Genomic DNA, 15,069 nt, shown 5'->3' on the forward strand with positions numbered 1-15,069 from the left:
TTTTCTGTTGATATTTATTGTTTAGTGCTTTCATCTTTCTTTTGATCATCAGATTCATTGCTTGCAATATTCTCAGTATTAGCAATACCAGCACCGCTATTAATTGAAGCACTTATCATGTTTGCACCCTTAAAATTTGCATTATCAAGATTTGAGTTCGTTATTACCGCTCCTTCCAAATCAGCATAAGAAAAATTACAAAATGCAAGATATGTATTATTAATCTTCATATTTTGCATATTCGCTTCTACAAACAGCACTGTGTGTGCAATTCCAGAATTCAATATTACATTAGAAAGATTTGCTCTACTCGCATCTGCTCTAGATAGACTTACAAGCATTAAATTTGCATTACTTAAATCCGAATATTTCAAAAAAGCATCAGAGAGCTTTCCCCTTTTAAAACTAACATTTTGCAACTTAGCATAGCTAAAATCAGTAGCTTCTGCATATACATCGTCCATTATAGCACCATTAAAAATACCATATCGAAAAACTGCACCAAATAATATAGCCTTTCTTAAATCCGCGTTAGTAAAATTAGTATTTTTAGCACTTACAGTTTCTAAATTTGCATTAATCCATTTAACATCTATCATAGAAGCACCATCAAGTATGGCACTCTTCATATCAACACTGAGACCCAAACTATTATCAAACTTTGTACCTTTGAAGCTGCTACGCGTAAAGCTAGCAAATTGAATATTAGCTCCAGAAAAATCTGTATTATTGAATGATGCAAACTCCGCCTTCACAACCGACAAATCAGCACCAGTAAATACCGCACTATCAGCATATGCTTTATGCATATCTGCACCATATAATGAAGCATTACTGAAATCAGCAACAGCAAAGTTTGCACCTCTAAAATTAGCATCCTTAGCATTCACACCTTTAAAGCTAGACTCCTCTAAATACGCGTTCTCAAATATGGTGTTTTCCAATTTGCAATTATCAAACTTGACACCAAAAGCTTGCATTCCAGTAAAATCGAGGCCTGACAGATCAAGTCCAGATAAATCCGTACTGAGATCCTCTGCTAAATTTGATACTTGTTGCTTCTTGCTATTTTTTTGGAGATACAATTCAACATCTTTTCTTGTGACGATAACTTGCTCTTTTATGTTGCTATCATTATTTTCTACCTGCAACTGCTGAGCTTGGTTTTGCAAATTCTGTGTGACATTATCTTGCGCTACTTCACTTGCAAAAGACAAGTTGTTACATAGCAATGTTACAGTAAATACTATAATATGAAATAACTTAAAATTGCTGGACAATATACATAATCTTGTCATATTTCTAATTTTATTAGCTCAATGTTACAAATAACCATTTATCAATTCTTCAGCGATCTGTACAGCATTCAACGCAGCACCTTTTCTTAAATTATCAGAGACAACCCACATACTAAGTGTATTGTAATTACAAATTCTGCTATTACCACAACCTCTTATCCTTGAAACAAAAACAGAATAGTCACCAATGCACTCTATTGGAGTATTATAATTATATTCAGCACATAATTTTACAGAGGGTGCATTAGCCAATAACTCATGCGCAATCTCTGGAGTAATATGTTCTTCACATTCAACTGTAACAGACTCGCTATGTCCTATAAAAACTGGAACTCTTACACAAGTTGGTATTACATCAATTTCCTGATCAAAGATCTTCTGAGTCTCTACAATCATCTTCCATTCTTCAGAAGAATACCCACCTTCAAGAAATTCTCCTATTTGTGGTATTATGTTAAATGCTATCTGCCTTTGAAAATGTACAGGCTGAACATTTTGATTAAAAAATTTACTCTTTGTTTGGTTAAATAACTCATCCATAGCTTTTTTACCAGCTCCAGAAACAGATTGATATGTTGATACAATAATCCTTTTTATTTTTGCATAATCATTTAAAGGTTTAAGCGCAACAACCATTTGCAGTACAGCACAATTAGGATTTGCTACTATATTCTTATTAGAGTAGTCACGCAGCTTATCCAGATTAACTTCAGGTACCACAAGCGGTATATCGTCATCCATCCTAAAGCAGGAAGAATTGTCTATAACTACACAACCACTTTTTGCTGCTATTTCCGCATATTGCCTTGAAGCAGCAGCTCCAGCGGAAAATAATGCTATATCAGTCCCAGCAAAGTCATAAGATGAGAGTGGTTGTACCTCAAGCACATCATCTCCAAAACTTACCTTCTTTGGTGTTGATCTATCTGAACCAATCGCAATTAACTGAGAGATAGGGAAATTACGTTCATACAACACATTTAACATTTGGCGTCCAACGTTTCCAGTAGCACCAACAACAGCAACTTTATATTTCATTCTAGATATATTAATAATTAAGTTAATATATTTTTCATATTTTCTATCACTTGTATAGCAACACTATCCTCTGGCAGCGAAGCATCTACTATATTAAATCGATCTCCATCTTTCACTTTAAGGTGCAAAAACCCTTCTCTAATCCTTTTATAAAATTCAATATCACGTTTATCATAGTGACTCATTGATGAATTTCTATCTAAGACACGTTTCTTTGCTATTTCAGGATCAAGATCCAAAATAAAAGTTATGTCCGGCACTATTGGAGAAACGTGATCATTTACATAATGAATAAAATTCATATTCAAACCCTTGCAATAACCCTGATAGATTATTGATGAGTCAAAAAATCTGTCGCATATTACAACTTTTCCTGCGAGCAAATTTGGCAATATCAAATTCTGAATATGATCTCGCCTTGCAGCAGAAATCAATAAAAACTCCGTCATAGTATCACTTATTTCATAATCAGAGACTATAATATTTCTAATATGATTAGCAAGCTCTGTTCCTCCAGGCTCTTTAGTAATAACTACTGGAATGTTTTTAGATTTTAAATATTCTAGTAATATTCTACATTGCGTTGTTTTGCCAGCACCTTCACATCCTTCAAAAGTGATAAATTTTCCAGTCATTTTCTATTAGTTGCTCGTTAATAAACACTTTAATGTCTCATCAGATAATCCATATGATGGTCTTATCTCTACACTTTGTTTTATACCAGTGTTAATTTCTTCCGCAAAAACCATCAAAATTCCATCTGCATCTACACGAAAAGTTATCAGTAATCTCGGAACTCCAGCAGGCATTTTAGGGATTTTCGATAACTCAAATCTTGCAAGCGATCTACAAAAAGAGACTTTTTCTGACTCTCCTTGAAGCACATGCAGCTGAAAAATAGTCTGGTTGTCTTGAGATGTTGTAAACATTTTATTTACTTCTATAGGTATTGGAGTATTGCGTGGAATAATCACTTCAACAAGTCCACCTATAACCTCTATACCTAAAGAGAGCGGAGTAACATCAAGTAACAGATCGCTATCTGAACCTCGATATAAAGCCTCTGCTTGGATTGCAGCTCCGATTACAACAATTTCATCTGGATTAAACGAGTCTAATACGTTGACGCTAAATTCTTTTTCTAGTTCAAACTTAATACATGACATCCTTGTACTTCCACCAACTAGTATTATAGCATCTAGTAAATTAGCACAAGAACCATCAGTTGAACAATCTGCATCTTTCAAAGCTTTTTTAAATAAAGATATTGTCCTTTTCAGTAAATGCTCAGTGGCTCTTTCAAATTCACTTCGTGTAACGCAACACCCTTGGAAATAATCTTGATCTGTGCCAAGCCATTCTTCATGATAAGTTAAATACTCTTTGATACGTTTTGCTTCATTTAATGCTAAACTCATATTTTCACTACTAGGCATACTTAGCTTGTGTTTGCTAATGATGAAATTGAGTAGCTCAATGTCAAAATCATCACCACCAAGCTGCAAATCCCCTGCAACTGCAATAACCTTCAGTACACCATACTGCATGCGCAATATTGATATATCAAAAGTCCCACCACCTAAATCATATACTGCAAAAGTTCCTACAGCTTTATTTTGCATACCATATGCAAATGCAGCCGCAGTTGGTTCATTAATAAGTCGCAGAACTTCAAGACCTGCAATTTTTGCCGCTTTTTGCGTTGCATTTCTAGCGGCATCATCAAAATATGCAGGCACAGTAATAACAGCTTTTCTTATATCTATCTTGAGAGAATCCTCTGCCGCCATTTTAAGAGCTTTTAAAATCTCTGCACTTACTTCTTCTGGAGAAACAGATCTTTTTCCAGCAAGGATATCGATCTGACCTTCTTTAAAGGTAATATCCAAATGCGGCAAGATCGTATTTGTAGAAATATCAGCATGTGACTTTCCAATCAATCTTTTTACAGAATTTATAGCACCTGAGAATGCTTTGGCACTACTTCCTACAAAAACTTCACCATCACTATAATATACAATAGAAGGAAGTAATTTATTACCTTCTATCTCTATTATATCTACTTTACCTGAGCGTGAAACAGCAATTAGTGAATTAGTAGTACCTAGATCTATGCCAACTGCAACACAGCCTCCATTCTCGTTTGATATAGTTTGATGAGTATTTGGTTCTTGGATCTGGTAAAATTGCATCTATTAAATATAATAAAATTTATATTCTCTCTAAAAATCTATTTATAAACTTAAGCTTCATATATTGCTTTAACGCTTCATCATATAAAGCACTGTTCAGCATATCCTTTAAAAGCTTTAATGTTTGATCTTTTTCAGATAAAATCTCAGACTTTAACTGACTCTTGTCTTCGTCTTCATCTTCTAAGCGTTCCTGCCATTCCATGGACAACAATAAAAGATCTTGTGTTGCAGAAGAGATTTCATTACTCACCAAGCTATCCAAGCTATATCCATGCTGTTTTAATATGTATTCCACTCTCTTTATAGGATCTATCAAAACTCCATATGCTGTATTTATCAAACTACTATTACGTAGTGCAATTTCTTTTTCTAATTTAGATGAAAAAACAAATTTATCTGGATGAAATATTTTAAGAAGTATTATAAGAGCATCTTCCAGCACAAAACGTGAAACTTCAAATTGCAATTCTAATGAGAATAAATCAAAATAATTCACATCACTTGAAATCGGCATGATCCTTCCACAATTACCGCATAGCAATATTTCCGTAGTATTGCAAGAACAATGAGGACATACTTGAGAACTTGTTAACATGCAAATTCCATTATACAATTTCTTGAATTTAATAAAGTATAGTTGTAGCATACTCCAGAGACATAAATGAATATTATAAATGTTGCAAACTTTTTTGTTTTCTCATCTATGATTTTTTTAGTTATATACAGGGTGTTTCGTTGGGAGAATCTATATAATGACTGAATTGAAAAAATTTGACATACCTTGCTTTTTTAACGGAGCAAAACAAACGATTACAGTCTTTTTAGGTGATTCAGCACCTGATCATCATCCTCTACACTTTCAAGCAGAGTGGATTACAAAGGATAAAGGTGGACAGATACCTCAAGATATAATGGAAACAATTGCAAAGATACAAGACTTAGCAAAAAGGAGTAATGTACCATTTATGGATTTATGGCAATATGCACTTGAAGCATCTTCAAATCAATCAATAGAATATAATAGTGAGAGTAAAAGTAGTGAAAATAAAATATCAAATAGTATTCAGCAATTAAAGGGCTAGATTTTATGTCAATAATTACTTGCACTAGAAAAATAGAATTTGACGCAGCCCATAGAGTCATGGGATATCATGGCAAGTGCAGGATGCTGCATGGACATAGATATAAAATTGAAGCAACTTTTGCCGCTGAAGCTTTATCAGCACTAGGTATGGTTATAGATTTTGCAAGCATTAAAGATGTGCTCAATGGTTGGTTACTGGAACACTGGGATCACAATATAATATTAAATTCTGAAGACAATGAGCTAGGCGGCAGGATCTCTGATCTCACTGGGCAAAAGGTTTATTATCTTGACTATAATCCAACAGCTGAAAATATGGCACACTATCTAATAAATTATGTATGCCCAAAGCTTTTTGAGAAACATAATGTAAAATGTATTAAGGTCAAGCTATATGAAACAACAAATTGTTATTCAGAAGCATATTTAAGTAAGCAGTGCTATTAGATCTGATCAACTGTGCCTTCCTCTTTCTAATGCATCCGTCTTTCAAATAATTACTAATCAATAGACCTCTCGCAGAACCTATTTATGAGAAGCAAGTGGTAGAGGCTTGAGACGCGCAAAGGAGGCATGTATTAATAATATATATAACGACCTTTAGCATTAAGGCGACGCACCAGGCGCACTCAGAAATTGAGTTACCCAAGAGGTCTAATGTTATTAGTCCATCCATTAACATGGCAAAATAGCAAAGAAGTTGTATACTAATCATACTTTTCAAAAATTGGCACCTGAAAAGATCGCTCGTTAAGTAATTGCTTGCAAGCCAACATAAATTCTATAGCTTCTTAGGAAATTATGACGCAGATGACTTTAAAAGCGCTGGTTTAAAAGGCGACGCTAAGAAAAGAACCAGCGCTTTTGTTATTTTAATAGATTGGCTATTGAGCTTCTAACTGACTGGAATGTTCAATTAGAATCATATCATCTGCTAAATAAACATCTGCATTGTTGCTGCGCTCCGTAACGTGATCATTATTAAACTCTCCTAAAGAACTATGCAAAAGCCAGCCAAACGCAGCGTATGCAGCATTCGATTTAAAAAACCAGTCATCACTGCCATACTCTTTATATAGCGAATATAAGTTGGAGATGGAAGTATATGCACTATAACCAGCAACAGCGGCACTATATAGGAATGTCATTTGCGGCGCTGCAACAAGGTATGCAGCAGAATAATACAATCCAGTATAAGCAGCTGTTATAACAGCGTGCCGAAGTACAGCGCCATATTTTCACCAAGATAGCCCAAGTATATAATAGACCTCTTGCATAACCTATTTAAAGCTCAAAGTTATAGATACCAGCAAGTAAATTAAACCTTAAACCGAATCGTTTTCTTCTGTTCCTATAACGATCAGCGATAATTTTAAATCGTTTGATCATGCCTATGACGTTTTCATTTAAAACACGTTCACTAGACAATTGACGATTTTTCTTTTTATCTTTCCTGCTTAGTGGTCGCTTTTTTGTCTTTTTCTTTGGTAACTCTGAATTATAATGCAACTTATCAATGCCTTGATAACCAGTATCTGTAAGAACTTTAATCTCAGGGTGGATGTGAACTCCGGATTCTTTAAATAACCTGAAATCATGACGCTTGCCATTAGAAAAATTAGTGCAAATGATTTCTTTTTTCCTTTTATCCACAATAAGCTGAGTTTTTAGAGTATGTCGCCTCTTTTTTCCCGAATAAAAGTGCTTCTGTTTTTTTTAGGTCGTTCTATCGGTGTTTCAGTAGCATCAATTAACACAAGTTCGTATTCAGAATCGCTTTTTAGTAATGCTTTACGTCCAGGTAGTGAAAATCGTTTATCTTTAATTAGAGTATCTTCAATCCAACGTATATTACGATAACAGGCACTTTCACTTATTCCATAACTGCGGGAAATATGAAAATATGTCCTGTATTCACGCAAGTACTCAAGCGTCATGAGTAATCGATCTTCTAAAGCCAATTTATTGGGTTTTCCACCTTGAGACTTTAAAATAGCTTCAGCTTCTTTTAATATACTTAGTATAACTTCAAACGTTCCTCGTTTAATGCCAGTAAGCCTGCGAAACTCTTCTGCGTATTCATCTTTGATGTTTTCAAACTTCATGTTATCCTTGATAAAATCAAGGATTTTAATCAATTTATATGGTTATGCAAGAGGTCTAATGTCAGCTGCGTTGACAGCATTAGAATACCAATTAAAGCCATGTAACATATTAGACCTCTTGCATAACCTATTTAAAGCTCAAAGTTATAGATACCAGCAAGTAAATTAAACCTTAAACCGAATCGTTTTCTTCTGTTCCTATAACGATCAGCGATAATTTTAAATCGTTTGATCATGCCTATGACGTTTTCATTTAAAACACGTTCACTAGACAATTGACGATTTTTCTTTTTATCTTTCCTGCTTAGTGGTCGCTTTTTTGTCTTTTTCTTTGGTAACTCTGAATTATAATGCAACTTATCAATGCCTTGATAACCAGTATCTGTAAGAACTTTAATCTCAGGGTGGATGTGAACTCCGGATTCTTTAAATAACCTGAAATCATGACGCTTGCCATTAGAAAAATTAGTGCAAATGATTTCTTTTTTCCTTTTATCCACAATAAGCTGAGTTTTTAGAGTATGTCGCCTCTTTTTTCCCGAATAAAAGTGCTTCTGTTTTTTTTAGGTCGTTCTATCGGTGTTTCAGTAGCATCAATTAACACAAGTTCGTATTCAGAATCGCTTTTTAGTAATGCTTTACGTCCAGGTAGTGAAAATCGTTTATCTTTAATTAGAGTATCTTCAATCCAACGTATATTACGATAACAGGCACTTTCACTTATTCCATAACTGCGGGAAATATGAAAATATGTCCTGTATTCACGCAAGTACTCAAGCGTCATGAGTAATCGATCTTCTAAAGCCAATTTATTGGGTTTTCCACCTTGAGACTTTAAAATAGCTTCAGCTTCTTTTAATATACTTAGTATAACTTCAAACGTTCCTCGTTTAATGCCAGTAAGCCTGCGAAACTCTTCTGCGTATTCATCTTTGATGTTTTCAAACTTCATGTTATCCTTGATAAAATCAAGGATTTTAATCAATTTATATGGTTATGCAAGAGGTCTATTATACAAGTGTGCAGAGTCAATTATAACTTTTTTAACATTATCTACCGTTGGTTCGTGTGCAAATCTTACGAAATTTAAAGCAGTATCTAATGCCTTAAATACAATAGATATGTAATGTAGTGCTTGCAGCACATCCTCTGATTGTATTGTGATATACTGCGCATACTCAGTATATTGTTCTTCTTCATAGCGTGAAGCAAAACCATATCGCTCTTCTCTCGTCATCGGTAAAGCGACAGCTTGAATAGAACCTGAATTATTACTTGTTTCTATTGTGCTGAGATCCACGTCAAGAAGTCCTTCCCTCAACCCTCGAATATGAATAGGAGGAGGTGCTGGCGGCTCTATACCTTGTTTGCATTCTGTAAGCAAAGCAACTTCTTCTAAAAAAATGTTATTTTTATTACTCTGCTCAGCTAATGCTTTATGAAGCGGCTTGCGCAACAAAGTAAGTATTTCACCTACTGAATCTGGATCTTCATGAACAGGTTTCATCAGAAATGATAATAAATGTGATTTTAGATGCTTATTCAGTTTACCACATTTATTTCCTTGGTAATATTGCATCATATCTTTTTTAACTAAGCTGATTTGTGTTAAATCACCATCTTTATGCCACATACTGTCAATTGATGATCCTAAAAAGATTGTGCCTGCAACTTTTTCTCTTAGAGCAGATATTTTATATGATGATGATATAATTGAATTTTTGATGGAGTTATTACTAACAATCTTTTCAAATGCATTATGCTCTAAAATATAACCACAAAGTCTTGCAAAAGATTCTTGATCTTTCTCTTCCACATATGATAATGCCAGCATTACTATCTCTTCTTTTGCTATAAAAAGAGATGGCTTATTATAAAGCAGAGCTTCAACTCTGCGGCCTCCAGTCGCAGCCAATTCTTTTAGTAATAAGTTTGGCACCTCAATATTTTGATTCTTTATTGCAGTACGAAGTATTTGATAATCCTCACTCTCCAATTTCTTTTTCATGTTTATTTCTGCATCTTTAGCGTATTCAAGCAATAATTGCAACGTCTCATGGTTAGGATTGCTTACGGCTGCGTCCAGGATTATGCTATGATGCTGCTTAAAAATTTCCCTCATATCTATTCCTACTGCTTGAGCCTGTTCAAACAATAATTTGATCACTTCATGGTTTTTGTTTTGTGCCGCATAGTAAAGCGTCATATGACATCCACTTTGTAGGATCTTTTGTATACTCATCTTTACTTCTTTCTTTTCAGTATATTGAAGTAATAATTTTATCACCTCAGGACTAATATCTTGCGTTGCTACCTGAACATTGATATCACCCTTATTCTCTATCATTGCTTTAATATCCTCTCCATTCTTTGCAGCAATATCAAAGAAAGTTTGAAGAGTTTTGCCATCTTCTTGCCTTAAAATACGCAAAAAAAATTCAGCATCATATAATATCTGCTTTAATATAGAATAATCGCTATCTTTTACCTCATTGATTGCTTTATCATAAATTTGTCTCAAATTTTTCATCTTTTCTGTATATTTCATATCAACTCCAAAAATTTGCGTTGTATAAAACAAAAACTTCCGATATTAAAACAAAATTTAATGTTAATAAGCGTCTAATTGATTTTGATTTTCTATTTTGTTAAAAACACATAATTCAATTCATTTGCTTAATATTTAGCAAATATATACTTATTACCACTGCTTTTTCAGAAAATAGATTATTGATAAATTTATTTGGAGAATGTGATATACTAATCATTGCAAATGATAGAGATTATATAATTTGAATGTCGTCTTTTTTTGAGCATTAAAAGTGCTCTTTTTTCTTATATACGAACAAGTAATATGCAGCTTCAAAGTCACTCTTCAATTTTCCAAACAAACATACAGCAGTGAAACGAAGAGTTAATAGACCTCTTGCATAACCTGTTCAAAACTATGATTTTATTGTCACCAATACATAAAAATACTCACGGAGATCATTGTTGCGACGTTTTGCAAAAAATTTCTAGCTCAGAATGAGGTTATGCAAGAGGTCTAATATTTAACTTGTGCATATACGAGTTAGAATTCAAAAATAGCTAAGAAAAATTAGACACCAAAGGTGTTAACAAAATACATAAGGAGCATTCTGATAACAGCCAATTTTGAAAAGTACGACTAGCATATTCAAATCATCTAACTACATTATTTGTTAGAATTAGGTAATATCAACATTACCTATTCATTATTTTAGCCGATAAATCCCCACCAACAACGCATAATTTTATTATATATGCGATTATATCTAGATAATAGCGGCATTTTATACGATATCGCTGGATTATTATTGCAATTTAATGTAATTCTTGTTATATGTGAAATATAACTTTAGATAAAATAGATATTACTTGTTTTGATCATATTTTTAATAATGTAAGCTGCTAATTATTTTGTCATTAGCAACTCATCTAAATATAGCACCGTCAACTTGAGTTATTGCGCAGACCTTTTCGTCCTTATTTTCCATATTATTTCATTAATTTCTTTGCCAATATACCAAAATATCAAGCATAAAAAGATATTTAATATGTTTTAAAGGCATTTGCATACACGATAATTTTTGAATAATACTCATAAGTAATACATAGTGATGACATATAGAAAATAAAGTATTATTATCCATCTCACAACTCAAATAATACCAAATTCCCCAAATAACAACATATATTTGCTGCGTATTTTTTAGAGAATTTAAGATGAGATTGGAGTGTATCTGAACTAGAAGTACAATAACCATGCGTGCACTTAAATTTTCTAAAAAGACGAAGCTAAAGTGTTCTGTTATCTGTGAGATTGAACATAAATTAACTTTGCAGCTAATTTTCTTCATATTGACTATTTTATAGAAGTTTATTGTGAATTTAACAGTGAAAAATACACCAAAATCTCTAGTTATTGCAATGACAGGAGCAACAGGTGCCGCATATGGTATCGAGATCTTAAAGATCTTAAAAACTCTTAGTATTGAAACACATCTGATAATTAGCGATGCCGCTAATATCACGATAAATTATGAAACGAATTACTCAATCGATGATATCAAGAGTATTGCAACATTCTCATATAAATGTCACGATATAAAAAGCTGCCTTTCAAGCGGCTCGTTTAAACATGACGGGATGATTATCGCACCTTGTTCAGTAAAAACAATGTCCTCAATTGCATATGGAATCGCAGATAATCTCATTATAAGAGCAGCAGATGTTACACTAAAAGAAAGAAGACCACTGGTTTTAATGCTTAGAGAAACACCATTTAATCTAAGTCATATAGAAGCAATGAAACAAATAACTCTTATGAGCGGAATCATTGCCCCACCTTTAAACTCCTTTTATATTAAACCAAAAAATATCGAAGATCTTGTGCACTACAGTGCAGCAAGAATTTTAGATCTTTTTGGGATTCATATAGAATGCAGTGATAGGTGGAATGGGAAGCAGAAAAAACTTTAAATGACAAATAACACTTTAACTTCTTAGTCGCCTGCCGCCATAACTCTAAGAAGTGTAAGACTGATATACACTACATTTGCGATCAAAAAAATCTTATGTAGTCTATCCGTCACAAATCGATTTGCTGCGGAAAATAAATTTTTGTAGAGAAAAGTTAAATGTACTAATAATTAGCCTTTAGAACTGCCCTGCGCTAATTTTGTGGCATATCATTTTCTAATACTTGCAAATACTATACTTAACAAAATCCATAAGGTTTTGAGCAATTTCGCCACCTTTTCTGCAGGACTTTTGGTACAGTATAATTACTTGCAAGCCAACATAAATCCTCAGCTTCTTAGATTTATGACACAGGCGACTATGTGGTTTGAATATATCGAAAACATGCAACCACATGATTTTTATATGAGAGATGCTGGTTTAATATAGAAACATTGTAAAGATGAAGCTTTAAGCTTTTTGCAAAAAACAGCTGAAAGCCAAAAAAATATATGGTGGAGACAATCAGATTCGAACTGATGACCCTCTGCTTGCAAAGCAGATGCTCTACCAACTGAGCTATGCCCCCAAAAAGAGTAAACGTGGAGCGGGAGAAGGGATTCGAACCCTCGACTTCAACCTTGGCAAGGTTGCGCTCTACCCCTGAGCTACACCCGCAAATGCAACCAATAGATGAATGTCGAGAGCGCAAGCAGTAAAATAAAACCACAGACCCACGGTAAATCACTCATAAGCTGTTGTTTTGCCAGAAATGCAATAACTTGTCAATACTATTCATCACAGCAATACAAAAAATAATATCATTGAGTATTACAGATACGAGTATTTATCACATATGGTATGGCAAACTAACCCTTCATATCGATGAAGGCAGTACCTCACAAAATCCATAAGGTTTTGGGCAATTTTGCCACTTTTCCCACTAATTTTATCCACCGGCTGCCGGAACGCGTGACGTACGTGCATTCTCTTTGCTCTGTTTTATAAGCTCTCCATAACTACTATGATGTTCTTTTGCAAATTTTGTACTAACCTTGTCACTTACAACACCCACATTAGTTTTTAGCTTAGTTGTTGTATTAGCTTTTTCTTGTACTATGCCTTGCTGTATTCTTTGTTCATCAATAGCACCTTTTGCTACCTCTCCTTTCATCTTACTTGTATCTTCACTTGGAGTAACAACAGTAGCGCCTATAGTTTCCTGAGGCACTTGTGCGTTATTATCTTGACCTATAGTAAACATATTACCAACATTTTCCTTGATAACAGGAACATTACCTTCTTTCTTTTGAACAATATCATTCTGAATTACATGCTCCTTTTCAACGCTCGCAACACTCTGCTTCTTCTCTTGCAATTTTTGCTCATAATATTCATAATTATTTGCTCTTGGCGCAAACATTTTATGAGTATTTTCTGTAGATAAACCGCCTATTATAACATCACGAAAACACCCAAAATATTCTTTGGTTTTATCTCCGAAAGATCTAGAGAGGCCAAATTGATTATTACGTTCAAACTCTGCAGTTGCAATATTACATTCTTCTGCACACTTATTAATACTTGCATCAGGATGCTTTTCTAGATAATCTAACATAGCTTTAAGGCCTGCATTATCCGCAGACCTTGAATCTATTGCAGGCTTTATTAGCTCAAGACCTTTGGAATTTTGATAAACTAGCTTTATATCTTTTTTTAACATCTCAACATCTTTTAATAGTTTAACAACTTCACTATCAAAAGCACGTTGCATTCTAATGTTCTGTCCATAATTAAGAGTTGTACCAAGTACTGCAAATGATATAGAAACAGGATTTAAAGATGCGACACTTGATAGAATACATGCTATATTCTCAGGGACTCTACCAACCACCCCTTTAAATATAGTGTCTCTCCAGCTAGCCTTCTTGACCTCGCCCTTATACTCAGGATCAATTTCAGGATTTAAATTGATAACACCAACAAGTTCCCTAGCAACGTCAGGCCTCAATTCAAAAAGTTTGCCAATCAATTCTTTTCGCGTATCATTCACACCTTTGTATTCATTTAGCATCTTCTCTTCTTTTTGCAGAATTCGAAGGTTATATAACCTTTTTGCTTCTATTCCAGCAGCAACTACTATACTACATACAGATACTGCACATGCAGCTATTCCAAGTGGCATTGAAACTGGGTTAATCATTAAGAATGCTGCCCCCACTAAGCTATATATCCTACATGCAGTAGGTGATCCAAGTTTATCTATCCACGGCTCCAGCTTTTTATGTACTGCATCTATCACCGGCTCTATCTTCCTATAGACAGCGCCAATACCACTAGCTACAGGAAAAATAGTAAAAGATGCAACAGCAAAGAGCGCTCTCTTTATAATACCTGGATGCTCCTCCTCTTTTTCACTCTCTTTCTCACTCTCACTTTCCTTCTCATTTTCATTGTCTTTTTCCACTGCAGCCCTCAAATCTTCTCTAGAGTGCGTTTTCAAAAGACCTTTTTTATCGCCAGCCGCAGCATCATATCCCTGATATGCCAACATAGCTGTTTTTACAATACCTTTTAACGCAGTGATGATCTGTGATAGAACAGAAAACATTTTTTCACACCATACATTATGATTAATCTCATTCTTAAAATATTACTACAACTTAGTATCTAAAATTAAAAACAAGCAATGACCTATAATTTATTTAGATTACTCAAACGACAATAGTAACCAACAAAGCATCATAGTGCACAAACAACAACAAATAACCTAAGGCAAATTTCTCACTTGTTCAATGTATTGCAATCAATTTACATCAATCTTATCATTCACAAACAATACATGATAGTAAATGCATAATAACTTA

At 34.0% G+C, this 15,069-nt stretch carries 14 protein-coding genes and 2 tRNA genes; 4 read left to right on the forward strand and 12 right to left on the reverse strand.

The window, feature by feature from the left end; genetic code table 11:
- Positions 1 to 14: 14 nt before the first annotated feature.
- From AACL20_RS03330 to hscB, 5 genes are all read right to left on the reverse strand, one after another.
- Complete coding sequence (locus AACL20_RS03330) at positions 15 to 1,217, reverse strand: pentapeptide repeat-containing protein (RefSeq protein ID WP_339052624.1); 1,203 nt, start codon at positions 1,215 to 1,217, stop codon at positions 15 to 17.
- A 105-nt stretch (positions 1,218 to 1,322) separates the two neighbouring features.
- Positions 1,323 to 2,336 (reverse strand): aspartate-semialdehyde dehydrogenase, encoded by a 1,014-nt coding sequence (locus AACL20_RS03335; protein WP_339052625.1) that lies wholly within the window; start codon positions 2,334 to 2,336, stop codon positions 1,323 to 1,325.
- A gap of 17 nt (positions 2,337 to 2,353) precedes the next feature.
- A complete protein-coding gene (gene tmk, locus AACL20_RS03340) occupies positions 2,354 to 2,971 on the reverse strand; it encodes a dTMP kinase (protein ID WP_339040539.1) in 618 nt (205 codons plus the stop codon).
- 6 nt (positions 2,972 to 2,977) lie between these two features.
- Complete coding sequence (locus tag AACL20_RS03345; protein WP_339052626.1) at positions 2,978 to 4,528, reverse strand: Hsp70 family protein; 1,551 nt, start codon at positions 4,526 to 4,528, stop codon at positions 2,978 to 2,980.
- Between the two features lie 19 nt (positions 4,529 to 4,547).
- The gene (hscB, locus tag AACL20_RS03350; RefSeq protein ID WP_339052627.1) at positions 4,548 to 4,997 is read right to left on the reverse strand and encodes a Fe-S protein assembly co-chaperone HscB; all 450 of its coding nucleotides are present in this window, start codon (positions 4,995 to 4,997) and stop codon (positions 4,548 to 4,550) included.
- 286 nt (positions 4,998 to 5,283) lie between these two features.
- On the opposite strand from hscB, the gene AACL20_RS03355 reads away from it, so the two are divergent.
- Together AACL20_RS03355 and AACL20_RS03360 are read left to right on the forward strand one after the other, a co-directional pair.
- Complete coding sequence (locus tag AACL20_RS03355; RefSeq protein ID WP_339052628.1) at positions 5,284 to 5,613, forward strand: DUF2610 domain-containing protein; 330 nt, start codon at positions 5,284 to 5,286, stop codon at positions 5,611 to 5,613.
- Between the two features lie 11 nt (positions 5,614 to 5,624).
- Positions 5,625 to 6,062: a 6-carboxytetrahydropterin synthase gene (locus tag AACL20_RS03360; RefSeq protein ID WP_339052668.1), complete on the forward strand. Its 438-nt coding sequence runs from the start codon at positions 5,625 to 5,627 to the stop codon at positions 6,060 to 6,062.
- Between the two features lie 437 nt (positions 6,063 to 6,499).
- Here the strand turns inward: AACL20_RS03360 and AACL20_RS03365 are convergent, their stop codons facing one another.
- Together AACL20_RS03365 and AACL20_RS03370 are read right to left on the reverse strand one after the other, a co-directional pair.
- On the reverse strand, positions 6,500 to 6,763 hold the full coding sequence (locus AACL20_RS03365) for a hypothetical protein (protein ID WP_339052629.1): 264 nt from the start codon (positions 6,761 to 6,763) through the stop codon (positions 6,500 to 6,502).
- 136 nt (positions 6,764 to 6,899) lie between these two features.
- Positions 6,900 to 7,720 (reverse strand): IS5 family transposase gene (locus AACL20_RS03370; protein ID WP_339051669.1). Its coding sequence is split into 2 segments (ribosomal slippage): positions 6,900 to 7,333 and positions 7,333 to 7,720, totalling 822 coding nucleotides; the frame shifts between segments, so codons are not numbered across the junction.
- Between AACL20_RS03370 and AACL20_RS03375 the strand changes: the two genes are divergently transcribed.
- Positions 7,719 to 7,889, forward strand: coding sequence for a hypothetical protein (locus AACL20_RS03375; RefSeq protein WP_339052630.1), 171 nt, complete (start codon positions 7,719 to 7,721; stop codon positions 7,887 to 7,889). The genes AACL20_RS03370 and AACL20_RS03375 overlap by 2 nt on opposite strands.
- Here AACL20_RS03375 and AACL20_RS03380 read toward each other — a convergent pair.
- Both AACL20_RS03380 and AACL20_RS03385 read right to left on the reverse strand, forming a co-directional pair.
- Positions 7,852 to 8,672, reverse strand: a protein-coding gene (locus tag AACL20_RS03380) for an IS5 family transposase (RefSeq protein WP_339051669.1) whose coding sequence is annotated in 2 segments (ribosomal slippage) — positions 7,852 to 8,285 and positions 8,285 to 8,672 — 822 coding nt in all. Because the reading frame shifts where the segments join, the coding sequence is not laid out codon by codon here. The two genes, AACL20_RS03375 and AACL20_RS03380, sit on opposite strands and share 38 nt — an antisense overlap.
- 42 nt (positions 8,673 to 8,714) lie before the next feature.
- Positions 8,715 to 10,268 (reverse strand): ankyrin repeat domain-containing protein, encoded by a 1,554-nt coding sequence (locus AACL20_RS03385; RefSeq protein ID WP_339052631.1) that lies wholly within the window; start codon positions 10,266 to 10,268, stop codon positions 8,715 to 8,717.
- A 1,358-nt stretch (positions 10,269 to 11,626) separates the two neighbouring features.
- On the opposite strand from AACL20_RS03385, the gene AACL20_RS03390 reads away from it, so the two are divergent.
- Positions 11,627 to 12,223 (forward strand): UbiX family flavin prenyltransferase, encoded by a 597-nt coding sequence (locus AACL20_RS03390; RefSeq protein WP_339052632.1) that lies wholly within the window; start codon positions 11,627 to 11,629, stop codon positions 12,221 to 12,223.
- A 492-nt stretch (positions 12,224 to 12,715) separates the two neighbouring features.
- Here AACL20_RS03390 and AACL20_RS03395 read toward each other — a convergent pair.
- The 3 genes from AACL20_RS03395 to AACL20_RS03405 form a co-directional block, all read right to left on the reverse strand.
- A tRNA-Ala gene (locus AACL20_RS03395) sits at positions 12,716 to 12,791 on the reverse strand.
- A gap of 14 nt (positions 12,792 to 12,805) precedes the next feature.
- Positions 12,806 to 12,880: transfer RNA gene (locus AACL20_RS03400), tRNA-Gly, on the reverse strand.
- Positions 12,881 to 13,151: 271 nt separating this feature from the next.
- Positions 13,152 to 14,756: a hypothetical protein gene (locus AACL20_RS03405; RefSeq protein WP_339052633.1), complete on the reverse strand. Its 1,605-nt coding sequence runs from the start codon at positions 14,754 to 14,756 to the stop codon at positions 13,152 to 13,154.
- Positions 14,757 to 15,069 lie beyond the last annotated feature (313 nt).

The sequence above is a fragment of the Candidatus Lariskella endosymbiont of Epinotia ramella genome (assembly GCF_964019805.1).
GTDB lineage: Bacteria > Pseudomonadota > Alphaproteobacteria > Rickettsiales > Midichloriaceae > Lariskella.

Coding starts and splice junctions, on each gene's coding strand:
- AACL20_RS03335 (WP_339052625.1), bottom strand. CDS start 2,336: ATGAAATATAAAGTTGCTGTTGTTGGTGCTACTGGAAACGTTGGACGC.
- tmk (WP_339040539.1), bottom strand. CDS start 2,971: ATGACTGGAAAATTTATCACTTTTGAAGGATGTGAAGGTGCTGGCAAA.
- AACL20_RS03345 (WP_339052626.1), bottom strand. CDS start 4,528: ATGCAATTTTACCAGATCCAAGAACCAAATACTCATCAAACTATATCA.
- AACL20_RS03355 (WP_339052628.1), top strand. CDS start 5,284: ATGACTGAATTGAAAAAATTTGACATACCTTGCTTTTTTAACGGAGCA.
- AACL20_RS03365 (WP_339052629.1), bottom strand. CDS start 6,763: ATGACATTCCTATATAGTGCCGCTGTTGCTGGTTATAGTGCATATACT.
- AACL20_RS03375 (WP_339052630.1), top strand. CDS start 7,719: ATGTTATCCTTGATAAAATCAAGGATTTTAATCAATTTATATGGTTAT.
- AACL20_RS03385 (WP_339052631.1), bottom strand. CDS start 10,268: ATGAAATATACAGAAAAGATGAAAAATTTGAGACAAATTTATGATAAA.
- AACL20_RS03405 (WP_339052633.1), bottom strand. CDS start 14,756: ATGTTGGCATATCAGGGATATGATGCTGCGGCTGGCGATAAAAAAGGT.